Consider the following 22,123-nt stretch of genomic DNA (forward strand, 5'->3'; position numbering starts at 1 on the left):
TGTTCTATTTATTTAGCTGCATCAGCCGAATTTGCTGCATTTGTTTTGGGTGCTTTTTTCTTGAACATTTCAAGCATGCGACGAGTCACCATGAAGCCACCAAAAATATTAATTGACGCTAGAAATACAGCAATCGCACCAATAACGCTGGTGAGGGTAATTTCATCGCCACCAATTACTTCGGTTTGCAAGAGTGCGCCAACAATGATGATTCCAGAAATAGCGTTGGTAACCGCCATTAATGGAGTGTGCAGCGCAGGAGTAACGTTCCAAACAACGTGGTAGCCCACAAAAATAGCCAAAACAAATACGGTGATGTTTTGGACTGTGAGGATGCTTTGAAAAGCAGCGAGATCCATGATATTTCCTTCGTATGAATATTATGAGTTTTTGCGGATGGCTTGACCATCACGACACATCAAGCAGGCGGTCACGATATCGTCATCGCTTGGGATCACTAACTTTGCTTCTTTATCGACAATCAACTTCATGAAGTCGAGTAAGTTGCGTGCATAAAGTGCAGAAGCATCCGCAGCTACCATGCTGGCTAAATTGGTATAGCCCACGATCTTTACGCCATTAGCGTTCACTACTTTGTCAGCTTGAGTTAATGGACAGTTGCCTGAGCCGTTATCGCCTTTGCCAGCGGCCAAGTCGATCACTACAGAACCAGGTTTCATATTGGCAACAGTGTCGCTATGTAAAAGAACTGGTGGCTTACGACCTGGAATTAATGCGGTCGTGATGACGATGTCTGCTTGTTGAGCGCGCTCAGCAACCAAGGCTGCTTGACGCTTCATCCAGGCTTCTGGCATTGGGCGGGCATAGCCGCCTACACCTTGAGCAATCTCACGTTCTTCATCGGTTTCATAAGGCACATCAACAAACTTAGCACCCAAAGATTCAATTTGCTCTTTGGCAGCAGGACGTACATCAGATGCTTCAATCACCGCGCCAAGACGCTTCGCTGTTGCAATCGCTTGCAAGCCTGCAACACCAGCACCAAGAATCAGGACGCGCGCTGCCTTAACAGTACCAGCTGCAGTCATCAACATTGGCATAAAGCGTTGGTATTCGTTGGCGGCAACCATTACTGCTTTGTATCCAGCGATGTTTGCTTGGGAAGATAGAACGTCCATGCTTTGTGCACGTGTAGTACGTGGCGCGGCTTCTAATGAGAAGCTAGTAATTCCTTGCGCGGCCATCGCGGCAATATTGTCACTATCAAATGGATCGAGCATACCAATGAGTACGCTGCCAGCTTTAATCTGTTTGAGTTCCGCAGATTCGGGAGCGCGTACCTTAAGAACAATCTCAGCACCAAAGGCATCTGCTGCAGATCCAATAGATGCGCCAACAGCTTCATAGGCGGAATCTGGCTGGCTGGCTTGAACGCCGGCATCCTTTTGGATGACAACGGTATGTCCTTGGCCAATGAGTTTTTTAACGGTTTCTGGTGTAGCGGCAACTCGCGTTTCCCCAGCTCTAGTTTCCAGCGGCACTCCTATGCGCATGGCATGTCTCCAAAAGCGAAATTTTTAAAAAATCTATTTTAGTTAAATGGGTCAAAAATTACCCATCAACTTACCCCTACAAGCACCTACAGCCCTTTTGCCTAAATTTCTGTCAATGTAGGCTAAGACTTCTACAATATGGCCTGTCAGCTTATATTGAATTCTCGCATTTTTTGATGATCCAGCTCAATTCCTCAGCAATCCCGCCTACAAACCCCAAGAAAGTCGTTATTGGCATGTCTGGAGGGGTGGATTCGTCAGTTGCTGCCTGGATGCTCAAAGAGCAGGGTTATGAAGTTGTAGGCCTTTTCATGAAAAATTGGGAGGATGACGATAGCGATGAATATTGCTCCGCCCGCCAGGATTGGCTAGACGTCGTCTCGGTTGCGGATTTGATCGGAATTGATGTTGAGGCAGTCAATTTTGCTGCCGAATATCGTGAGCGAGTATTTGCCGATTTTTTACGTGAATATGCCGCTGGACGCACCCCCAATCCAGATGTTTTGTGCAATGCCGAAATTAAGTTCAAGGCATTTTTGGATCATGCAATGAGTCTGGGTGCCGATGCTATTGCTACTGGCCACTACGCTAGGGTGCGACATGAAGGTGGCAAAGTTCAGTTATTGAAGGCTTTAGATGCCACTAAAGATCAAAGTTATTTTTTACACCGTTTGACACAACAGCAATTGGCAAATGTTTTATTTCCTTTAGGTGAGATTCCTAAAACAGAAGTACGAACGATTGCAGAAAAAATTGGCTTGCATAATGCCAAGAAAAAAGATTCCACTGGCATTTGCTTTATCGGTGAGAGACCCTTCAGAGAATTTCTCAATCGCTATTTGCCGCGTATACCTGGACCAATCAAAACTCCTGAAGGGAAAGTTGTTGGTGAGCATATGGGCCTAGCATTTTTCACTTTGGGGCAACGCAAGGGAATCGGCTTGGGTGGCAGCCAGGATGGCAATGGTGATGCGTGGTACGTTGCCCGCAAGGATGTGGCAAACAACACTTTGTATGTGGTGCAGGGCCACGAACACCCATGGCTATTGGCCAAGCGGCTTGAGGCGATGGACGCTAGTTGGATTTCTGGAGCTGCACCCGCGCCTGGTTCCTACTCGGCTAAAACGCGATATCGACAGGCTGATTCTGCTTGTGTGCTGAATGCAGGCAATTCATCAGAAGACTTCAGTTTAGATTTTCCTGAGCCTCAATGGGCAGTAACTCCAGGGCAATCAGCTGTTTTGTATGACGGCGATATTTGTTTGGGTGGCGGAATTATTTCCGCCTAAACCAAACAATATTCTCAACATTCCAAAATTAACTTGTTGGTGGTTCAGTTTCTTTAAATGAAGGACGCTGTAATAATTTTTGATACAAGCGATCTAAGTTTGGGTACTGGCTTTGCCATTGAATTTCTGGAAAGCGAAACGCTAAGTAACCAAGGGCGCAACCCACCGCAATATCGGCTAGTGTGATTTGATTTCCAAAGCACCAAGCATTTTCACCAAGTTGTTCTGACATTTGACGAAGTGCTGCATGTACTTTTCCAATTTGACGATCAATCCAAGCTTGGCTTTGCTCATTTGCTGGGCGCCAGGTTTTTTCAAGGCGGGCCAAAATGCTGGCATCCACCAAGCCATCGGCTAATGCTTCCCAAGTCTTAACGGTAGCGCGCTCACGATGATCAGTTGGAATCAGTTTGCTCACAGGGCTCAAAGCATCTGCATACTCGGCAATTACCCGAGAATCCTGGATGGCTTCCCCGTCATCTAAAACAAGGCATGGAACCTTACCCAAAGGGTTGTAGGTGGTGATATTGGTGTCTGCGGCCCAAACGCTGTTAGTTTCAAGGTCAATATCGACCTTTTTCTCCAGGAATACGATCCTGACTTTACGAACATAGGGGCTAGTAGGGGAGTAAATGAGTTTCATAGGGCTCAGTATAGTCATCTCAACCTTAGATTGCTCGATGGCGGAACGCATTAAAATTAGGTTTTATTGACATATTCCCAGCAAAGGCAATGCCCGTGAGTCAGCCGCTTTCAACCCTAAATGCCCTTTCCCCCCTAGATGGACGCTATGCCGGAAAACTAGACGCATTGCGTCCATGGTTATCCGAAGCTGCCTTTATGCGTCAGCGTGTTTTTGTGGAAATTCATTGGCTGCTTGCTTTGGCCGCTGCCAGCCTGCCTGATGTACCAAAGATCAATGCTGCTGATGAAGCTTTTTTGCTATCACTGCCGGAGAACTTTTCTGATGCTGATGCGCAACGTATTAAAGATATTGAAGCAGTCACTAATCATGACGTAAAGGCTGTGGAGTATTTCTTAAAAGAAAAAGTTGCTAATCGACCTGACTTATTGAAAGCTAGCGAGTTCATTCATTTTGCTTGCACATCTGAAGACATTAACAATACCTCCCACGGGTTGATGTTGCGTGGCGCACGTGATGAAGTATTGCTGCCACAGCTTCGCAAAGTGCTCTCCGTTTTGACTGACTTAGCCGTGGAGCATGCAAAAGTGCCTTTGCTTTCGCGCACTCATGGCCAACCTGCCTCACCTAGTACTCTAGGTAAAGAAATTGCGAACATTGCAAAGCGTTTAGAGCGCGCTATTGAATCAATCGCCGCTGTGCCATTACTCGGAAAAATGAATGGTGCGGTCGGTAACTACAACGCCCACTTATCTGCATACCCAGATTTTGATTGGGAAAACTTCTCCAAGAATGTAGTGGAGAAGCGCTTAGGTCTTACCTTTAATCCGTATACCATTCAAATTGAGCCTCATGATGGTATGGCGCAATTGTTTGATGCGATCGCTAGAGCGAACACGATTTTGTTAGACATGGATCGTGATTTCTGGGCCTATATCTCTGTTGGTTACTTTAAGCAGCGGACCAAAGCGGGCGAAATTGGTTCATCTACGATGCCGCATAAAGTAAACCCGATTGACTTTGAAAACTCCGAAGGAAATCTAGGCGTTGCTAATGCCTTGTTACGCCATCTCGCTGAAAAATTACCTGTCTCCCGTTGGCAGCGTGACTTAACTGACTCCACTGTTTTGCGTAACTTGGGCCCAGCTTTTGGCCACAGCGTGTTGGCTTATGACAGCGCCTTACGCGGCTTGGGTAAGTTAGAGGTTAATCATGCTGCTATCGCTGCCGATCTCGATGAGTGCTGGGAAGTGTTGGCTGAGCCAGTGCAAACCGTCATGCGTCGCTATGGCATCGAAAATCCCTATGAGCAATTGAAAGAGCTCACTCGTGGCAAAGGTATCAACCAAGCGGATTTACAAAACTTTGTTCGTGGTTTGAAGATTCCAGAGGATGCTAAAGCGCGCTTGCTAGAAATGACTCCATCCACTTATTTAGGTAAGGCGGTCGAGTTGACCGAACGTCTCAAAAAGTGAGTGTGAACTCGAGCTCAGAATACGGAGTACGTCCTCGGTTCTGGTTTGCTGTTTATCAACTGCTGTGGCATCTGCTTTTGCCGCTTGCATTCGTTCGCTTGGCATGGCGTGCCAGATACTCTTTTGCGTATTTGCACCATATTCCCGAACGACTTGGATTTGGATATGAAAAACCGGTTTCAAAAGACTGCATTTGGATACACGCGGTATCTGTTGGGGAAACGCGTGCTGCCCAGCCTTTGATTGAGGCTTATTTGGCGCGTGGCGAGTCTATATTACTCACCCATATGACCTTAAATGGTCGCAGAACAGGTAAACAGCTTTTTGCCAATGCCATTACAAGAGGACGGATTCGTCAGGTGTATTTGCCCTACGACTTGTGTTGGGCTGTCAAACATTTTTTGAATACTTTTAAGCCAAAGTTCGGCCTCTTCATGGAAACCGAAGCTTGGCCAACGGCGGTATTCCGTTGCAAGGAAATTGGATTACCTTTATTTTTAATTAACGCCAGACTATCTGAAAGAAGTGCGCGTCGGGTTAATCGTTTCGGCAATGCTGGACGAGCGTTGTTTCAGGCCTTTGCAGGAATTTTGGCGCAAACAGAATTTGATGCGCAACGTTATCGCAGTCTTGGCGTGAAAAATGTCCGGATTACTGGCAATCTCAAGTTTGATGTTCCTTTGGATTCCAGGTTAGTGGCCCAAGGTAAGCAATGGCAGCAAGATTTACATGCAGGTGGGCGTTTGATGGTTTGCGCTGCCAGTACGCGTGATGGCGAAGAGGAAATTATTCTCAAGGCCTGGAAGGATTTGCTGCAAGATTATGCCTTTCAAAAAGCCCCGCTGCTTTGTATAGCCCCAAGACATCCCGAGCGTTTTACAGAAGTTGCGAATCATATTCGGAATGCCAGTTTGAACTTTAAAGCTCGTTCTGAGCTTACTGAGGTCTCTGGCAATTTTGCTGGAATCGAGGTAGTTCTGGGCGACTCCATGGGCGAGATGCCGATGTATTACAGCGCCTCAGATCTTGTAGTGATGGGGGGCAGCCTATTGCCCTTTGGTGGTCAGAATTTAATTGAGGCCTGTGCTGCAGGTTGCCCGGTCTTGCTTGGTGAGCATACTTACAATTTTCAACAGGCAGCTCTTGATGCAATAGCGATTGGGGCAGCCAAGCGAATTAGCGGCGAATTGCTGCTTGGACAAACTGTGGCGCTAACAGAATCGTTAAAAGAGCTGCTTTTGCATTCTGCTGAACTGGCCAAGATGGCAGTAGCGGCTAAAGCCTATGCTGTTGAACATCAAGGCGCAACTAAAAATATCTTAGCTGCCCTTGATCAGCGAATTACCAGCTAGGTAAATTGTCTATTTAACCTTTGGGTTAAACACGAGCCCCATAGTTTGGATCTTCATTACGGGCATTGTCATCGGGTTTTTTATCACCCTTCACCAAATCTTCGCGAGTAACACCTAGCCACATTGCTAATGCTGCCGCAACGAAAACAGAAGAGTAAATACCAAACAAAATACCAATGGTGAGTGCCAAGGCAAAATAAAACAGTGTTGGGCCACCAAAGATCAGCATTGCTAAAACCATCATTTCAGTGCTGCCGTGAGTGATAACAGTGCGGCTAATAGTGCTGGTAATCGCGTTATCAATAATCTCGCGAGTATTCATCTTGCGGTACTTGCGGAAGTTTTCGCGAATACGGTCAAAGATCACTACGGATTCGTTTACAGAGTAACCAAGGACCGCTAGCACCGCTGCCAATACTGAAAGTGAGAACTCCCAGTGGAAAAAAGCAAAGAAGCCCAGAATGATCACAACGTCATGCAAGTTCGCAATGATGCCTGCAAGCGCAAATTTCCACTCAAACCGAAAAGAGAGATAAAGCACAATGCCGATGATTACAAATATCAGAGCTTTTAAGCCATCAATCGCCAACTCTTGACCAACTTGTGGGCCGACGAATTCAACGCGTTGTAGCTTAGCGCCTGAGCTTGCGGGATCTAGAGCTTGCATTACCGCATTGCTTTGATCTGCGGACGAAATAAGCTTGCCATCAGCATCTTTTTGCAAAGGCAGGCGAATCATTACATCGCGTGAGCTACCAAAGTTCTGAATTTGCGTATCTGCGTAGCCAAGCTTTTCTACTTTGGTGCGAATGGAATCAAGCGGGGCAGTCTGGGGGTAGGTAACCTCCATAACAGTACCACCAGTAAATTCAATCGAAAGATGTAAGCCGTTATGCCAGAGGAAAAAGACTGCCGCCAAGAAGGTAATTAAAGAAATCGCATTGAGCACCAATGCATGGCGCATGAATGGAATATCTTTTTTGATGCGAAAAAATTCCATGACTTATTTCTCCTGTGGGCGCCAAACTTGGCCAATCGCGAGTTTCTGAATTTTCTTGTGTCTGCCGTACCAAAGATTAACCAGGCCACGTGAGAAGAAGACTGCAGAGAACATCGAAGTCAAAATACCGAGACAGTGCACAACGGCAAAGCCTTTAATCGGACCAGAGCCAAAAGCTAATAGTGCAAGACCTGCGATTAAGGTAGTGACGTTGGAGTCCAAGATGGTTGCCCAAGCTTTATCGAAACCAATTGCAATCGCAGTTTGAGGTGAGGAGCCATTGCGCAGCTCTTCGCGAATACGCTCATTAATCAAAACGTTAGAGTCAATCGCCATACCAAGCGCTAAAGCCATAGCGGCAATACCTGGTAGTGTCAGGGTAGCTTGCAGCATTGATAAGACTGAAATCAATAGGAGTAGATTGACTGCCAAAGCCACTACGGAGAAAGTTCCGAATAGCATGTAGTAAACCATCATGAAAATCGCAATTGCAGAGAAACCAATCAAGAGGGACTTAAATCCCTTTTCAATATTCTCAGCACCCAAGCTAGGTCCGATTGTGCGCTCTTCAATAATTTCCATTGGTGCTGCAAGCGATCCAGCGCGCAATAAGAGGGCTAAGTCATTAGCGCTCTCAGTAGTTGGTTGACCAGTAATCTGAAACTTAGAGCCGAATTCACCTTGAATCGTGGCAATCGTGAGAACTTCACCTTTGCCTTTTTCAAACAGAATCATGCCCATTGGCTTACCAATGTTTTCGCGAGTTACTTCTTGCATAACTCGACCACCAGCGGCGTCTAGGGAGATATTTACTGCGGGTCGTTGGTTTTGATCAAAGCCAGCGCTGGCATCGGTAATGCGATCACCACTAAAAATGACTGATTTTTTAAATACGCCTAAACGGTTTTCACCAAAGCGGAAGGTATCCATGCCAGGAGGTGGCGTTTCGCCAACTCCAATGGTCGATACCAATGGATCTGCAAGACGAGATTCTAAAGTTGCTGTACGACCAATGATGTCCTTTGCGCGTGCAGTGTCTTGCACGCCTGGAAGTTGAACAACAATGCGCTCAGCCCCTTGTTGTTGGATTACTGGTTCTTTGACTGCCAATTCATTTACACGCTTATTCAGGGTGATGATGTTTTGCTTTACCGCATTGTCCTGAATATCTTTTAATGCCTTTGGCTTGAACTCTCCCAATAGTTTGGATGAGCTGCCATTTGCTTTAACCAGCCAAGTGAGATCAGGTTGGGATGTATTCAAAAGTGAGCGCGCAGTTTCCGCTTCATCAATGCTGCCAAAATTAATGGTGATGGAATCCACTCCACGATCAATACCTTGATGGCGAATGTTTTTATCACGCAATTGGCTGCGAATATCTGTGGCTAATGAAGTGACTTTTTTCTGCACTGCGCCTTTCATATCTACCTGCAAGAGGAAGTAGACGCCACCGCGTAAATCTAGGCCTAATGGCATTGGTAGGGCATTAATTGCATTGAGCCAGCCTGGCGTGTTCGACAGGAGATTAAGGGCTACGGTGTAGTTAGGATCATTTTGATCTGTGTTCAGTTTTTGCTGTAAGAGATCGCGAGCACGTAACTGAATATCGGTATTGTTAAAGCGAATTTTGATTGAGCCTACATTACCTGCTGCTTCAAAAAATACGCCAGTGTTGTCAATGCTGGCATCAGCCAGAATTTTCTCAACACGAGATTGCGTTGCTAAATCCACTTTAATGGTTGGTTTAGCAGATGAGACTTGAACCGCTGGAGCCTCTCCATAGAAATTGGGTAATGAATACAGTCCGCCAATCAGCAAAGCTATGGCAATGACTAAATATTTCCAGAGAGGATAGCGATTCATGTCGAGATACTTTTAATAAAAAATTAAGCGGACTTCAATGTGCCTTTAGGCAATACAGTGGTAATGGCACCTTTCTGTAATTGCACTTCTGTCCCAGCAGAAATTTCAACAGTGACTACTTGATCTTTTAATGCCGTTACTTTGCCCATAATGCCGCCAACAGTAACAACCTCATCACCTACTGCGAGTGCTTCGAGCATCGCTTTGGTTTCCTTCTGGCGTTTCATTTGTGGACGAATCATGATGAAGTACAAAACTGCGAACATCAAGATTAAAGGTAGGAAGCTCATCAAGCCGCCTGCATCTGCGCCCGCGGCTGGAGCCTGGGCAAAAGCGTTACTAATCCACATATCAAACCTCCGTTAATGACTAATTGGAAACTGCTACATTTTTAAGCTTTTGAGAGAAAGCCGTAAACCCGCAATTCTAAACTGTATGGGGCTTTGGAGGTGATTTAAGGGGGTTTATTGTCCCTAGAGGGGGTTAATCTTGCCCTGGTTCTACGCCCCGCTGGCGATTGGCGTGGAATTCCTCGCGATAGGCGCTAAAACGATCCTTACTCAAGGCCTCCCTAACTTCAGTCATTAGCTGTAAGTAGTAAGAGAGGTTATGGATGGTATTTAGTTGAGAGCCAAGAATTTCATTGGCTTTTTGGAGGTGATTTAGGTAAGACCTGGTGAAATTTTGGCAGGTGTAACAAGCGCAAGTTGGGTCCAGTGGTCGATCATCATCTTTGTAGCCAGAATTACGCAGTTTCAAATCACCAAAGCGAGTAAAGAGCCAACCATTGCGTGCATTTCGAGTAGGCATGACGCAGTCGAACATATCGATCCCTAGGCTTACACCCAAGATGAGGTCTTCAGGGGTGCCTACACCCATGAGGTAGTGTGGCATGTGCTCGGGCAATTTTGGTGCGGTGAAATTCAGAATGCGCTCAAACTCTGGCTTTGGTTCGCCAACGGAAAGACCGCCAATCGCGATTCCATCAAAGCCTTGTTGACTGACTGCGTCAAGTGAAAACTCGCGAAGATTTTCAAACATGCCTCCCTGGACAATGCCAAAGAGTCCGTTGCCAGTATTGAGTTCACGAAAGCGTTTTAATGAGCGATCACCCCAGCGAAGAGACATTTCAAGTGACGCACGCGCAGTCTTTTCACTAGTGGCTTGGCCCTTGGTTTCGTAAGGAGTGCACTCGTCGAATTGCATTGCAATGTCGCTATTAAGCACCGCCTGGATTTCCATTGAAACTTCAGGTGACATAAAGAGTTTGTCACCATTAATGGGTGAGGCAAAAGTAACACCTTCCTCTGAAATTTTTCGCAGTGCGCCCAAACTAAAAACTTGGAAGCCACCAGAGTCCGTGAGAATGGGCTTATCCCAGCCCATAAAACGATGTAGGCCACCATGTTTTTTAATGACATCTAAGCCTGGTCTGAGCCAAAGGTGAAAAGTGTTGCCTAAGATGATTTGTGCCTTAGCCTCATTAAGGTCGCGCGGCGTCATAGCCTTCACCGTGCCGTAGGTTCCCACCGGCATAAAGATAGGTGTTTGCACACTGCCATGTGGAAGATCAAGTTGACCAAGCCGTGCTGGACTCCCAGAGTCTTTTGCCAAAATAGAAAAATGAACGGGTTTGGTCATGATGATGAATTTCCGAGTCGACTTAAAAACATCGCATCTCCATAACTAAAGAAACGATATTTTTGATGAATGGCATGCTGGTAAGCAGCGCGAATATTATCCATGCCTGCAAAAGCGCTCACCAACATTAATAGGGTAGATTTTGGCAGATGAAAGTTTGTTAACAAACAATCTACGGTTTTAAATTCAAATCCAGGGGTAATGAAAAGATTGGTCTCACCGCTACTTTTCTGGCTAATAGCCTGGCTCTCTAGGGCGCGCAAGCTGGTTGTACCAACGGCAATGACCCGCTTTCCTGCTTGGTGCGTTGTCTGAATTGCCTCCAGCGTTGCGTCTGGGATGGAGAACCACTCATAATGCATTTGGTGTTTCGATAAATCTTCCTCGCGAACGGGTGTAAAAGTGCCGGCGCCAACATGCAGAGTAACGGTGGCTTGATTAACGCCTAAGTCACTAAGTCGTTTCAATATTGCTTCATCAAAATGAAGGCCGGCTGTTGGCGCTGCTACTGCGCCTGGATTTTTGGCGACAACGGTTTGATAGCGTTGTGCATCGTTGCTATCGGGCTGATGCTCAATGTAGGGCGGTAAAGGTAATTCACCAAAGCGCTCAAGCAAGGAGAAAATATTTTCTGGGAAGCGTACTTCGTAGAAGCGCCCATCATGGCCAATCATTTCTGCTGGGAAGGATTCGCCTGCGGCATTGTGAATACGAACGATATCACCAGTCTTGGGTACTCTTGATGCTCTGATTTGGACCCAGGCCTGTTGGTCACCACTAATTCGCTCGATGAGCAGTTCAATGTTCCCGCCAGTCTCCTTTTTGCCATGCAGTCTGGCCGGGATGACTTTGGTGTCATTAAAGACTAGCAAGTCCCCTGGATTGATAAGGTCTAGGATGTCCTTAAACTGTCGGTCTAGCAATTGAACACCCGCATCTCCATTTGGCTTAAGCTCTAGGAGGCGGCTATCGGTTCTATTCGCCAAGGGATGCTGAGCGATTAGTTCGGGCGGGAGTTCGTAATTAAAGTCGGAGAGTTGCATAGCATTACCATCAGGTATTGGATTTTAACGATGACTACCAAGCAAGCGCCAAACACACTCCAAAAAATGGGTTTAGATAGCCCAATGGCCCTTGCTTTGCATCTTCCTTCTCGCTATGAGGATGAGACGGAGTTGGTTTCGATTGATGAGGCCCTGATTCAGGGGCGATTTGGGTCAGTTCAGACTCAGGGTGTGGTGATTCGCAATCAGGTTTTGTTTAGGCCGAGAAGGCAGATGGTTGTCACGATTGAGGATAAAACAGAAACCCTGCATTTACGTTTTCTGAATTTCTATCCAAGTCAGCAGAAGCAAATGGCTGTTGGTGCTCACATTCGGGTGCGCGGTGAGGTGCGTGAAGGATTTCAGGGTGCAGAAATGGTTCATCCGACGGTGCGCGCTGTTATGCCTGATGCACCGTTGCCAACTAGCTTGACTCCAGTCTATCCAGCAAGCGCAGGCGTTTCTCAGCCGGCAATTCGCAAGGCTGTGACCCAAGCATTGCGAGATCCAGTTTTGAAGGATAGTTTGGCAGAGTTTTTGCCAGGCAAGTTGATTAATCAGTTATTGCCAAACAATGACTGGCCCAGTTTGCAATCTGCCATTACATTTCTACATCAACCACCAGCAGATGCGGATACGCAAGCATTGTTGGAGCGTACGCATCCTGCATGGCGTCGTGTTCAGTTTGAGGAATTGCTAGCGCAACAGATCTCATTAAAGCGCGCGCATGCGATTCGTCGAGAGAGGCATGCGCCCAGCTTCAATATAAATGAAGCGCCAACAACCAGCCTTGAAGAGGGCTTGTTAAAAGCCTTGCCGTTCGAATTAACTAGTGCGCAGTCTCGCGTTTGGGATGAAATTGGAGAGGACTTATTGCATTCATACCCAATGAACCGATTGCTGCAAGGGGATGTAGGAAGCGGTAAGACCGTGATTGCAGCTTTAGCGGCTGCGCGGGTAATGGATCATGGTTATCAGGCAGCAATCATGGCGCCAACTGAGATATTGGCTGAGCAACATTACCTCAAAATGAAGGAATGGTTTGAGCCTCTTGGAGTCCAAATTGCATGGCTATCGGGAAGCTTAAAAGCTAAAGAAAAGAAATTGGCGCAAGAGTTAATTGAGAGTGGTATTGCGCAGCTTGTCGTCGGTACTCACGCCTTGATTCAAGAGAATGTGCGCTTTGCCAAACTGGGTTTAGCTGTAATTGATGAGCAACATCGATTTGGTGTTCGTCAACGCCTAGAGATTCAGCAGAGAGTTGGCTCAGAATTATTTTACTGTCACCAACTCATGATGTCTGCCACGCCAATTCCTAGAACATTGGCAATGACATATTACGCTGATTTAGATGTGTCAGTAATTGATGAGTTACCACCAGGGCGCAAGCCAATTGCTACTAAGGTGGTTAAAGCAAGCCGAAGGGAAGAGGTAGTCCATGGTTTGCAAAGCTGGCTTTCAAAGGGCTTACAAGCTTATTGGGTATGTCCTCTGATTGAGGAGTCTGAAGCGCTGCAGTTACAAACTGCGGTTGAGAGTTTTGAAGAGCTAACAAAGGCCTTGTCAGAATTTAAAGTGGGTCTAGTTCATGGGCGCCTGAAGGCTGATGAGAAGGCTGCCGTGATGGCGGCATTTAAGGCTAATGAAATTCAGTTATTAGTCGCAACCACCGTGATCGAAGTGGGTGTTGATGTGCCTAATGCGGCATTAATGGTGATTGAGCATGCTGAGCGTTTTGGTTATGCACAAATTCATCAGTTAAGAGGTCGCGTGGGTCGTGGGTCAGCCGATTCGGTATGTATTTTGATGTACGCAGAACCTTTATCAATGGCTGCTAAGGAGCGTTTGCAGACCTTGCGCGAAACATCCGATGGATTTGTGATTGCGGAGCGTGACTTATCTTTGCGCGGCCCCGGAGAGCTCTTGGGGGCTAAACAATCAGGAGATGCCATGTTGCGCTTTGTCGACCTGCAGCGAGATGCTTGGTTAATTGAGTTAGCGCAAAAAGCAGCAGAGCGTTTGCTAGCAGACCATGGCGATATCGTAGAACGACACTTGGAGCGCTGGCTTGGTTCTCGCGCAGAATTTCTAAAGGCATAATTCTAGATATGCCTTTTTGTGACCGACTGAAAGCTTATGCATATCTAATCCGCTTGGATAAGCCGATTGGCACTCTTTTGCTATTGTGGCCAACTCTATGGGCTCTATGGCTGGCTAGCTCAGGAATACCTGACCTGAGCATCCTGTTTATTTTTGTAGTCGGTACTTTTTTGATGCGTAGTGCGGGCTGCGCTATGAATGATTTTGCTGATCGCGATTTTGATCGTCACGTACAAAGAACCAAAGAGCGCCCCGTAACTAGTGGCAAGATTTCTAGCAAAGAAGCTGTAGCTGTTGCTCTTGCTTTGGCTTTGATTGCCTTTCTATTAATTCAGCCATTAAATGCCTTTACTAAGCAACTATCTGTACTTGCGTTGCTAGTAGCTTTTATTTACCCATTTACGAAACGCTTTTTTGCAATGCCCCAAGCAATTCTTGGCATTGCTTTTGGATTTGGCATCCCTATGGCTTATGCGGCTATCTTGGACTTTATTCCTCTAGAAGCATGGGTTTTGTTTGTGGGAAATATTTTCTGGGCGATTGCCTATGACACCGCCTATGCCATGGTGGATCGAGAGGATGATCTTCGTTTAGGCTTGCGCACTTCAGCGATTACTTTTGGAAAACACGATGTTGCTGCAATCGGTGTTTGTTACGGCATCTTGTTCATTACTCAATTGTGGGTAGCGCAATTAGCGGATTTGAGTAATTACTTTTTAGTGGGTTGGTTTATGGCTCTGGCTTGCGCCATTTATCACATGCAGCTGGTTTCAACTCGAAAGCGCGAGGAGTGTTTCCTCGCATTTCGTCATAACAATTGGTTGGGCGGATTTTTATTCTTAGGAATTGTGCTTGGATTGAGTATCAATTAGTGTTGCCCTAGCTCATCGCCCATCGTTTTACCGCGTTGGCTAGCGGCATCGATTGCTTTCTCTAAGATCTCATGCCAGCCATGTTGTTTCATGACATCCAAGGCTGCTGCAGTGGTACCGCCTTTAGAGGTAACGCGTTCACGCAAAATGCCGGCATGTTCATCAGAGTTATGGGCTAGTTGAGTGGCACCTTCAAGCGTGGCATAGGCCAGCTGACGAGCAGTTTTAGCATCCAACCCCAATTTTTCGCCAGCAGATTGCATTGCTTCCAAGAAAGCAAAAACATAAGCAGGACCACTACCAGAGACTGCAGTAACCGCATCCATCAGTTTTTCATCGGAGAGCCAAACCGTTTGACCTACTGCGGTACAAATGGTTTGCGCGAGTGCGCGATCGGATGCATTGACGGCTGCATCAGCGAATAACCCAGTAATACCTTTGCCGATCAAGGCAGGCGTATTTGGCATCGCTCGTACGCAACGTGTGTGATCGAGCCAGCGACTCATATCCTTGAGTCGAATGCCGGCAGCGATACTTAAGATTAATGGGCCTGGCGCGCTAGCATGTTTGAGCTTGGAGGCCAGAGCTTTGGCAACAACATTAAAGTCCTGTGGTTTGATTGCCATGACCACTACATTGTTCTTGGTGAAGTCGAAGGCTATTTGTTCAAGAGCGCCAATGCCTTGAACTCCAAAATCTTCATACAGTTTCAGAGCAGTGGTTGCATTTGCTTCCACTACAGAAATTTGATTGGGTTCAAATCCATTCGCCAATAAGCCGCTAATTAAAGCGCGACCCATATTTCCACCACCAATAAAGGTGATGTGTGCGTTGCTGTTGTTTTGATTGGTATTTTGTTGACTCATCTTGTAATCTTATCGCGCTTCCCAAAAATCGCAGTTCCTACCCGAACCATCGTACTTCCTTCTGCAATGGCAGCCTCTAGGTCGTCCGACATGCCCATCGACAGGGTATCGAAGAATTGATAGCCTGGATCGACTAATCGGCTCGATTGAATTTGCTTGAAACAGTCACGTACTGCCGCAAACGCTTGGCGCTGCTTTAGTGGATCTGAGGTTGGTTCTGGAATCGCCATTAGACCTCGCAGAACGATATTCGGAAGTTTGCTCACAGCATCACAGAGCTCTAAAGCATCTGAGAGCGAAACACCACTTTTACTTTCTTCTTCGCTAACATTGACCTGTATACAGACTTGTAATTCTGGCAAGCTTGGAAACTCGCCACGTTGGCTCGAGAGGCGCTCTGCAATCTTCAGTCGGTCAACACTATGAACCCAGTCGAAATGCTCGGCAACATCACGGGTTTTGTTACTTTGCAGTGGGCCGATGAAGTGCCACACTAACCAGGGGCGTAGCTTTTCAAGCTGAGTAATTTTTTCAATGGCCTCTTGTACATAGTTTTCACCGAAAGCCGATTGACCAGCGTGCATCGCTTCCTCAATCGCACTAGCGGGAAATGTCTTGCTGACTGCCAAAAGCTCAATCTCTTCTGGTTCGCGCTTTGCCGATAGGGCCGCTAGCTCAATGCGCTCCTTAACCTGAATCAGATTGACAACAATTGAGTTCATTTGCTCCGTGCTTGCTGGCTAATGATTTGATCTACGATCTCGATCCAATGCAAAACAGGCTTTTCATCTTGTTGTAGATGGGTGATGCAGCCAATATTCCCAGAAACAATCACATCTGCACCGGACTCTTCGCAGGCAACCGTCAAATTCTTTAATTTATTTTGGCGTAATTGTTCGGATAGCTCTGGTTGGGTCACTGAATAAGTGCCGGCAGAGCCACAGCAAAGATGACTGTCATTGCAAAGGCGAACGCTAATACCTAAACTACCAAGCAAGCCTTCAACCTTGCCTCGAATTTGTTGGCCATGCTGTAAGGTGCAAGGTGGGTGGTACACCACTCCCGGTTTTTGATCGGCGCCGATTAATGCAATAAGTTCATTTTGCAAGCTTGCCATGACTTCGGAGATATCTTTTGTGAGATCCGAAATTTTCTTAGCCTTAGCGGCATAAGCAGGGTCATTGGCTAATAAATGTCCATAGTCTTTCACCATGACGCCGCAACCAGAGGCTGTCATGATGATAGCCTCAACACCACTTTCTACCACCGGCCACCAGGCATCAATATTTTGTTTGACGTTATCTAGACCACCTGCTTGATCATTAAGGTGGTAGCGAAGTGCGCCACAACAGGTAGCGCTCGGGGCGCTGACAAGTTGGATTTTGAGCGCATCCAATACTCTTGCGGTAGCCGAATTAATATTCGGAAGCATGCCAGGCTGAACGCAACCTTCAAGAATGAGCATCTTCCGAGCATGCTGTGTATTAGGTCTGGCGTAAGGATTGATCTGCGGATCTAAGGCCTTATTTTTTACTAGTGGAATCTTGCGTTTAATGCCGCTTGGCATTAATGGTCGAACCAGGCGACCCAAAGTCATTGCTGAATTAAATAAAGCGGGCTTTGTAAGACCTTCTTTGAGAGCCCAGCGAGTAAGTCGTTCGCTAATTGGGCGTGCAGGCGTATTTTCTTCAGCCCACTTGCGTCCAATATCTACTAGATTGCCGTATTGAACTCCGCTTGGACAAGTGCTTTCGCAATTGCGACAAGTTAAGCAACGGTCTAAGTGCAATCGAGTTTTTTCAGTAGGAGCCTGTCCTTCCGCAATCTGTTTAATTAGGTAGATCCGACCACGAGGACCATCTAATTCATCACCAAGCAACTGATAAGTTGGGCAGGTAGCGGTACAAAAACCGCAATGAACACATTTGCCTAGAATACGTGCGGCTTCAATGCCTTCGGGTGTATTGGCAAATTGGGGGGCTAGTTGAGTTTGCATATGAAAACGAAAGTGGTGTGCTTATGGGGGCGCTTAAGGAAGACGATTACTCGCGAATACGCCGGCAGGATCGAATGCAGATCTTAGGCGCGCTTGAACTGCTTCAAGCGCTTTGGAATGGGCCTGTTCGCTCAGTAAGGTAAAGCGCTCAAATGCAGGATTGACATTGCCCCCTTGCTTGAAGCGAGTTGCATGTCCGCCATGACTACTCGCTAATTTTTTGATGGCATCGAATGTCGCTTGATCGCCAGGGGCTTTGATCCAGCGTTGTTGTCCATGCCATTCCAGAACAACATCATTTTCTGCTCCAGGAATGTTTAAGGGGCCGCACGCGGCTGGGAGAGCTAAGCGATATAGGGTTTGATCAGCACCGAGGCTAGTGAAAGTTGAGAGGTTTTGTTCGCGTAACTGAATCCAAAAATCTTCGGCTTCATCTGGTAAAACGATTTGCGCATTAACCTGAGCGCACATGAGGGGGGTGGCCGACTTAACTGCCGCCGCTGCACCAGCTAAGCGAATGGTTAGCTCTCCATCACCGCTAGGGCTTCCTATCCAACAGCTTGCTGATAGCGGCAAAGGTTGGCCTGCCCATTCATTTAGTGCTTTAAGCGCTTTTCCTTGAGAAATGCGGCAGCGAAGTGTTGCAGTTGCTGCGGGCTTTGGCAACACTTTGACTGATGCCTCTAGTAGCAAAGACAGCGTTCCCATAGAACCAGGCAGAAGTCGAGAAATATCATAGCCTGCAACGTTTTTCATTACCTTTCCACCAAAGGATAGATCTTGTCCTTTGCCATCGAGAATGCGTGCACCTAAAACAAAGTCACGAAAATTACCCACGCTGATGCGCCCTGGACCGGCAAGTCCTGCGGCGATTGCACCACCAAATGTTGCCTGCTCCCCAAAATGAGGTGGTTCAAAAGCAAGCACTTGGTTTTTTTCTTTTAGGGCTGCTTCAATTTCCTTTAATGGGGTTCCCGCACAGGCAGTAATCACTAATTCTTCTGGCTGGTATTCCAAAATTCCAGAATAGTTACGCGTGTTTAATTTTGTGTACTGATTTGGATTGCCATACCAAGATTTTGTTCCGCCACCCTCAATTGAGAGAGGTGTTTTACTTTTGGCTGCATTCAGAATCTGTTCACGAAATACCTCAATCGCTACCTGATGTGCATTGGAGTTGGTCATTAGAAGCGCTCCAATTCTGGATGAGGCAATTTGCCGTTGCTGATGCGCATGCGTCCATACTCAGCGCAGCGGTTGAGAGTTGGAATGGCTTTATCAGGGTTCAGTAATTTCTCAGGATCAAAAGCAGCCTTTACACCCCAGAAGGATTCACGTTCCCCTTCACCAAATTGGACGCACATAGAATTAATTTTTTCAATTCCAACACCATGTTCACCGGTGATGGTTCCACCAAGCTCAACACAGGCTTCAAGAATTTCTGTGCCGAACTCTTCAGCACGATGCCATTCATCTTGATCGGCACCATTAAACAAAATAAGCGGATGCATATTGCCATCACCTGCATGAAATACGTTTAAGCAACCAAGACCATATTTTGTTTCCATGCCCTGAATGCGTTTGAGTAGAGTGGCAATGTGACGACGGGGAATAGTTCCATCCATACAGTAGTAATCAGGAGCTAAACGACCTGCAGCTGGGAATGCATTTTTACGACCACTCCAAAACTTGAGGCGCTCAGCTTCATCTTTGGAAATCTGAATTCCGCTTGCACCAGATTTTTCTAAAACTTGTGTCATACGTTCAATTTCTTCGGCGACTTCTTCGGGTGTGCCGTCGGACTCGCACAGCAAAATCGCTTCCGCATCCAAGTCATAGCCTGCATGTACAAATTCTTCTACAGCGCGAGTTGTAGCTTTATCCATCATCTCTAGGCCTGCAGGAATGATGCCTGCAGCGATGATGGCTGCAACCGCATTGCCACCTTTTTCAATGTCATCAAAGCTCGCCATGATCACTCTCGCTAACTTAGGTTTGGCAACGAGCTTTACGGTTACTTCAGTAACTACTGCTAGCATGCCTTCACTACCCATCATGATGGCAAGCAAATCAAGACCTGGAGAATCTGGTGCTAGACTTCCGAACTCCACAATCTCGCCATTCATAAGAACGCCACGAACGCGCAAGACGTTATGCAATGTGAGACCATACTTAAGGCAGTGAACACCACCAGAGTTTTCATTCACATTGCCGCCGATGGAGCAGGCAATCTGTGATGAAGGATCCGGCGCGTAATACAAACCATGATGACTTACTGCTTCAGAGATAGCAAGATTGCGGACGCCTGGTTGAGCAACCGCAGTGCGAGTGAATGGATCAATGCTTAAAATTTTCTTCAGCTTAGCTAGCGATAGAACTAAGCCTTGGGAGAGTGGCATAGCGCCACCAGAGAGCCCTGTGCCAGATCCACGCGGCACAACTGGAATCTCCATGGCAAAGCAGATCTTCAAAATCTGAGCTACTTGCTCTTCTGTTTCGGGAAGGGCAACCGCTAATGGCATACGGCGATAGGCAGCTAAACCATCACATTCATAGGGAATTGTGTCCTCGGGCTCCCAAAGTAGGGCATGTTCTGGAAGAACAGGGCGCAAAGCGGAAACCAGCTTAGATTGAAGGGCGCTAATTGCGGCTAAATCGGGGGGCGGGGTCACCATATTCATGACATTCATTTTAGCCATTTACCTATAATTAAGCTTATGGGAAATCGACTATCAAAAATCGCTACTAGAACTGGTGATGCAGGCATGACCGGCCTCGGGGATGGTAGTCGCGTTGAAAAGGATCATTTACGCATCTGCGCGATGGGTGACGTTGACGAGCTCAACTCCGAAATCGGTGTTTTGACGACCGAAGATATTCCTCCAAGTATTGCGGAGGAGTTAAAAACCCTGTTTTTGCAGATTCAGCATGATTTGTTTGATTTGGGCGGCGAGCTTTGCATTCCGAATTACAAATTACTCAATCCAGACCATGTGGCTCAATTAGATCTGTGGCTGGAAAAATACAACAAGCAATTGCCGCCTCTAACAGAATTTATTTTACCTGGCGGTACACGTGCCGCTGCGCAGGCTCATGTTTGCAGAACAGTATGCAGAAGAGCAGAGCGCTCAATCGTACGTTTAGGCTGGGAAGAGCCTTTGTACGATGCTCCACGACAGTATGTGAATCGCTTGTCAGATCTCTTGTTTGTTTTGGCACGAGTTCTCAATCGTGCGGCTGGTGGATCCGATGTTTTGTGGAAGCACGAAAAAAAAGAGACTAAATAAATTAGCCTCTTTTCATCTTTAAAAGCACTTCAAGCTTTCATTTTTTCTTAGCTCTACGCTTTTTAACAGCGGCTGCAAGTCGTTCTAGCACTTGTACTGAATCATCCCAATTAATGCAAGCATCAGTAATACTTCTGCCATATTCCAGCTTGCTTGGGTCATCTTTTCCTGGTGTGAACTTTTGCGCCCCATCATTGAGATGGCTCTCAACCATGACACCAAATATCTGATGTGAACCCGATTCAATTTGCTTTGCAATGTCATCAGCTACAACGATTTGACGTTCATGCTTCTTGCTGGAATTGGCATGAGATAAGTCAACCATCAAGCTAGCTGGAAGCTTGGCAGCCTCGAGTTCAGCGCAAGCCGCTTGGACAAATTTAGCTTCGTAGTTAGGTTCTTTGCCGCCACGCAAAATTACGTGGCAATCCTTATTGCCCTTGGTTTCTACAACAGACACCTGACCGTTTTTGTGAACTGATAGGAAGTGATGTGGACGACCAGCTGCTTGGATAGCATCGGTAGCAATTTTGATATTGCCATCCGTGCCATTCTTAAACCCGATTGGTGCAGATAGTCCAGAAGCAAGTTCGCGATGAACTTGGCTTTCTGTTGTGCGTGCTCCGATTGCGCCCCAAGAGATGAGATCAGCAATGTACTGTGGAGAAATCACATCTAAGAATTCGCTACCTGCTGGCATGCCTACGCGGTTAATTTCCATGAGCACTTGACGCGCTAGACGTAGGCCTTCTTCGATGCGATAAGACTCATCAAGATATGGGTCGTTGATTAAACCTTTCCAGCCAACAGTAGTTCGAGGCTTTTCAAAGTACACCCGCATCACAATTTCGAGCTCGCCCGAGAAGCGAGTACGTTCCGCTAAAAGGCTGTGGCAATATTCCAATGCTGCTCGAGGATCATGGATGGAGCAGGGACCAATAATCACTAACAGGCGATCATCCTTGCCGTGAATAATGTCACGAATTTTTTTACGCGTTTTGCTGATTAACGCTTCTGTTGGTGTTCCCGAAATTGGGAAAAAGCGAATCAAATGCTCTGGCGGTGGCAGAACAGAGATTGTGGCAATGCGTTGATCGTCGGTATCTGACGTTTTATCTACGGCAGAGTACCAATTACTAGGGTTCGTATTTTGTTGGCTCATACGACTATTTTAAGCCGTAT

At 46.7% G+C, this 22,123-nt stretch carries 20 protein-coding genes; 6 read left to right on the forward strand and 14 right to left on the reverse strand.

What is annotated here, in order from left to right:
• Positions 1-8: 8 nt before the first annotated feature.
• Complete coding sequence (locus ICV39_RS04420) at positions 9-359, reverse strand: proton-translocating transhydrogenase family protein (protein ID WP_215390657.1); 351 nt, start codon at positions 357-359, stop codon at positions 9-11.
• A 21-nt stretch (positions 360-380) separates the two neighbouring features.
• Entirely contained in the window at positions 381-1,514 is a 1,134-nt protein-coding gene (locus tag ICV39_RS04425; protein WP_215390658.1) for a Re/Si-specific NAD(P)(+) transhydrogenase subunit alpha, read from the reverse strand.
• A gap of 176 nt (positions 1,515-1,690) precedes the next feature.
• Here ICV39_RS04425 and mnmA point away from each other — a divergent pair, with 176 nt between their 5' ends.
• On the forward strand, positions 1,691-2,803 hold the full coding sequence (mnmA, locus tag ICV39_RS04430; RefSeq protein WP_215390659.1) for a tRNA 2-thiouridine(34) synthase MnmA: 1,113 nt from the start codon (positions 1,691-1,693) through the stop codon (positions 2,801-2,803).
• A gap of 28 nt (positions 2,804-2,831) precedes the next feature.
• Here the strand turns inward: mnmA and ICV39_RS04435 are convergent, their stop codons facing one another.
• Positions 2,832-3,446, reverse strand: a complete 615-nt coding sequence (locus ICV39_RS04435) for a glutathione S-transferase C-terminal domain-containing protein (RefSeq protein ID WP_215390660.1) — start codon at positions 3,444-3,446, stop codon at positions 2,832-2,834.
• A gap of 89 nt (positions 3,447-3,535) precedes the next feature.
• Here ICV39_RS04435 and purB point away from each other — a divergent pair, with 89 nt between their 5' ends.
• Entirely contained in the window at positions 3,536-4,921 is a 1,386-nt protein-coding gene (gene purB / locus ICV39_RS04440) for an adenylosuccinate lyase (protein ID WP_215390661.1), read from the forward strand.
• Positions 4,922-4,923: 2 nt separating this feature from the next.
• Complete coding sequence (locus ICV39_RS04445; protein WP_371816565.1) at positions 4,924-6,273, forward strand: 3-deoxy-D-manno-octulosonic acid transferase; 1,350 nt, start codon at positions 4,924-4,926, stop codon at positions 6,271-6,273.
• 25 nt (positions 6,274-6,298) lie between these two features.
• Here ICV39_RS04445 and secF read toward each other — a convergent pair whose 3' ends face one another.
• The 5 genes from secF to queA all read right to left on the reverse strand — a co-directional run bounded on the left by secF (position 6,299) and on the right by queA (position 11,820).
• Positions 6,299-7,273: a protein translocase subunit SecF gene (gene secF, locus ICV39_RS04450; RefSeq protein ID WP_215390663.1), complete on the reverse strand. Its 975-nt coding sequence runs from the start codon at positions 7,271-7,273 to the stop codon at positions 6,299-6,301.
• A 3-nt stretch (positions 7,274-7,276) separates the two neighbouring features.
• A complete protein-coding gene (gene secD, locus ICV39_RS04455; RefSeq protein WP_215390664.1) occupies positions 7,277-9,136 on the reverse strand; it encodes a protein translocase subunit SecD in 1,860 nt (619 codons plus the stop codon).
• Between the two features lie 23 nt (positions 9,137-9,159).
• On the reverse strand, positions 9,160-9,486 hold the full coding sequence (gene yajC / locus ICV39_RS04460; RefSeq protein ID WP_173956385.1) for a preprotein translocase subunit YajC: 327 nt from the start codon (positions 9,484-9,486) through the stop codon (positions 9,160-9,162).
• A 133-nt stretch (positions 9,487-9,619) separates the two neighbouring features.
• The gene (gene tgt, locus ICV39_RS04465) at positions 9,620-10,777 is read right to left on the reverse strand and encodes a tRNA guanosine(34) transglycosylase Tgt (RefSeq protein ID WP_215390665.1); all 1,158 of its coding nucleotides are present in this window, start codon (positions 10,775-10,777) and stop codon (positions 9,620-9,622) included.
• The gene (gene queA, locus ICV39_RS04470) at positions 10,774-11,820 is read right to left on the reverse strand and encodes a tRNA preQ1(34) S-adenosylmethionine ribosyltransferase-isomerase QueA (protein ID WP_215390666.1); all 1,047 of its coding nucleotides are present in this window, start codon (positions 11,818-11,820) and stop codon (positions 10,774-10,776) included. The genes tgt and queA overlap by 4 nt, the downstream gene beginning before the upstream one ends.
• 30 nt (positions 11,821-11,850) lie before the next feature.
• Between queA and recG the strand changes: the two genes are divergently transcribed.
• A complete protein-coding gene (recG, locus tag ICV39_RS04475; protein WP_215390667.1) occupies positions 11,851-13,920 on the forward strand; it encodes an ATP-dependent DNA helicase RecG in 2,070 nt (689 codons plus the stop codon).
• Between the two features lie 8 nt (positions 13,921-13,928).
• The gene (gene ubiA / locus ICV39_RS04480) at positions 13,929-14,792 is read left to right on the forward strand and encodes a 4-hydroxybenzoate octaprenyltransferase (protein ID WP_215390668.1); all 864 of its coding nucleotides are present in this window, start codon (positions 13,929-13,931) and stop codon (positions 14,790-14,792) included.
• Here ubiA and proC read toward each other — a convergent pair.
• Genes proC through ICV39_RS04505 form a run of 5 tightly spaced genes read right to left on the reverse strand, consistent with a single transcriptional unit; the run spans position 14,789 to position 20,344 of the window.
• Positions 14,789-15,658 (reverse strand): pyrroline-5-carboxylate reductase, encoded by an 870-nt coding sequence (gene proC, locus ICV39_RS04485; RefSeq protein ID WP_215390669.1) that lies wholly within the window; start codon positions 15,656-15,658, stop codon positions 14,789-14,791. The two genes, ubiA and proC, sit on opposite strands and share 4 nt — an antisense overlap.
• On the reverse strand, positions 15,655-16,380 hold the full coding sequence (locus ICV39_RS04490; protein WP_215390670.1) for a YggS family pyridoxal phosphate-dependent enzyme: 726 nt from the start codon (positions 16,378-16,380) through the stop codon (positions 15,655-15,657). The genes proC and ICV39_RS04490 overlap by 4 nt, the downstream gene beginning before the upstream one ends.
• Positions 16,377-17,654 carry a glycolate oxidase subunit GlcF gene (gene glcF, locus ICV39_RS04495; RefSeq protein WP_215390671.1) on the reverse strand — a complete coding sequence of 426 codons (1,278 nt, stop codon included), beginning with the start codon at positions 17,652-17,654 and terminating at the stop codon, positions 16,377-16,379. Before glcF ends, ICV39_RS04490 begins: the two co-directional genes overlap by 4 nt.
• Positions 17,655-17,687: 33 nt before the next feature.
• Positions 17,688-18,839 carry a glycolate oxidase subunit GlcE gene (glcE, locus tag ICV39_RS04500; RefSeq protein ID WP_215390672.1) on the reverse strand — a complete coding sequence of 384 codons (1,152 nt, stop codon included), beginning with the start codon at positions 18,837-18,839 and terminating at the stop codon, positions 17,688-17,690.
• Positions 18,839-20,344, reverse strand: coding sequence for an FAD-linked oxidase C-terminal domain-containing protein (locus tag ICV39_RS04505; RefSeq protein WP_251372756.1), 1,506 nt, complete (start codon positions 20,342-20,344; stop codon positions 18,839-18,841). The genes glcE and ICV39_RS04505 overlap by 1 nt, the downstream gene beginning before the upstream one ends.
• A 27-nt stretch (positions 20,345-20,371) precedes the next feature.
• Here ICV39_RS04505 and ICV39_RS04510 point away from each other — a divergent pair, with 27 nt between their 5' ends.
• Positions 20,372-20,941 carry a cob(I)yrinic acid a,c-diamide adenosyltransferase gene (locus ICV39_RS04510; protein WP_215390673.1) on the forward strand — a complete coding sequence of 190 codons (570 nt, stop codon included), beginning with the start codon at positions 20,372-20,374 and terminating at the stop codon, positions 20,939-20,941.
• A gap of 37 nt (positions 20,942-20,978) precedes the next feature.
• On the opposite strand, the gene ICV39_RS04515 is transcribed toward ICV39_RS04510, so the two are convergent.
• Entirely contained in the window at positions 20,979-22,103 is a 1,125-nt protein-coding gene (locus ICV39_RS04515) for a 3-deoxy-7-phosphoheptulonate synthase (protein ID WP_215390674.1), read from the reverse strand.
• Positions 22,104-22,123: the final 20 nt, after the last annotated feature.

It is taken from the genome of Polynucleobacter sp. MWH-UH25E (genome assembly GCF_018687095.1).
In the GTDB taxonomy this organism is placed as follows: domain Bacteria; phylum Pseudomonadota; class Gammaproteobacteria; order Burkholderiales; family Burkholderiaceae; genus Polynucleobacter.

Coding starts and splice junctions, on each gene's coding strand:
- ICV39_RS04420 (WP_215390657.1), bottom strand. CDS start 359: ATGGATCTCGCTGCTTTTCAAAGCATCCTCACAGTCCAAAACATCACC.
- ICV39_RS04425 (WP_215390658.1), bottom strand. CDS start 1,514: ATGCGCATAGGAGTGCCGCTGGAAACTAGAGCTGGGGAAACGCGAGTT.
- mnmA (WP_215390659.1), top strand. CDS start 1,691: ATGATCCAGCTCAATTCCTCAGCAATCCCGCCTACAAACCCCAAGAAA.
- ICV39_RS04435 (WP_215390660.1), bottom strand. CDS start 3,446: ATGAAACTCATTTACTCCCCTACTAGCCCCTATGTTCGTAAAGTCAGG.
- purB (WP_215390661.1), top strand. CDS start 3,536: ATGCCCGTGAGTCAGCCGCTTTCAACCCTAAATGCCCTTTCCCCCCTA.
- secF (WP_215390663.1), bottom strand. CDS start 7,273: ATGGAATTTTTTCGCATCAAAAAAGATATTCCATTCATGCGCCATGCA.
- secD (WP_215390664.1), bottom strand. CDS start 9,136: ATGAATCGCTATCCTCTCTGGAAATATTTAGTCATTGCCATAGCTTTG.
- yajC (WP_173956385.1), bottom strand. CDS start 9,486: ATGTGGATTAGTAACGCTTTTGCCCAGGCTCCAGCCGCGGGCGCAGAT.
- tgt (WP_215390665.1), bottom strand. CDS start 10,777: ATGACCAAACCCGTTCATTTTTCTATTTTGGCAAAAGACTCTGGGAGT.
- queA (WP_215390666.1), bottom strand. CDS start 11,820: ATGCAACTCTCCGACTTTAATTACGAACTCCCGCCCGAACTAATCGCT.
- recG (WP_215390667.1), top strand. CDS start 11,851: ATGACTACCAAGCAAGCGCCAAACACACTCCAAAAAATGGGTTTAGAT.
- ubiA (WP_215390668.1), top strand. CDS start 13,929: ATGCCTTTTTGTGACCGACTGAAAGCTTATGCATATCTAATCCGCTTG.
- proC (WP_215390669.1), bottom strand. CDS start 15,658: ATGAGTCAACAAAATACCAATCAAAACAACAGCAACGCACACATCACC.
- ICV39_RS04490 (WP_215390670.1), bottom strand. CDS start 16,380: ATGAACTCAATTGTTGTCAATCTGATTCAGGTTAAGGAGCGCATTGAG.
- glcF (WP_215390671.1), bottom strand. CDS start 17,654: ATGCAAACTCAACTAGCCCCCCAATTTGCCAATACACCCGAAGGCATT.
- glcE (WP_215390672.1), bottom strand. CDS start 18,839: ATGACCAACTCCAATGCACATCAGGTAGCGATTGAGGTATTTCGTGAA.
- ICV39_RS04505 (WP_251372756.1), bottom strand. CDS start 20,344: ATGAATGTCATGAATATGGTGACCCCGCCCCCCGATTTAGCCGCAATT.
- ICV39_RS04510 (WP_215390673.1), top strand. CDS start 20,372: ATGGGAAATCGACTATCAAAAATCGCTACTAGAACTGGTGATGCAGGC.
- ICV39_RS04515 (WP_215390674.1), bottom strand. CDS start 22,103: ATGAGCCAACAAAATACGAACCCTAGTAATTGGTACTCTGCCGTAGAT.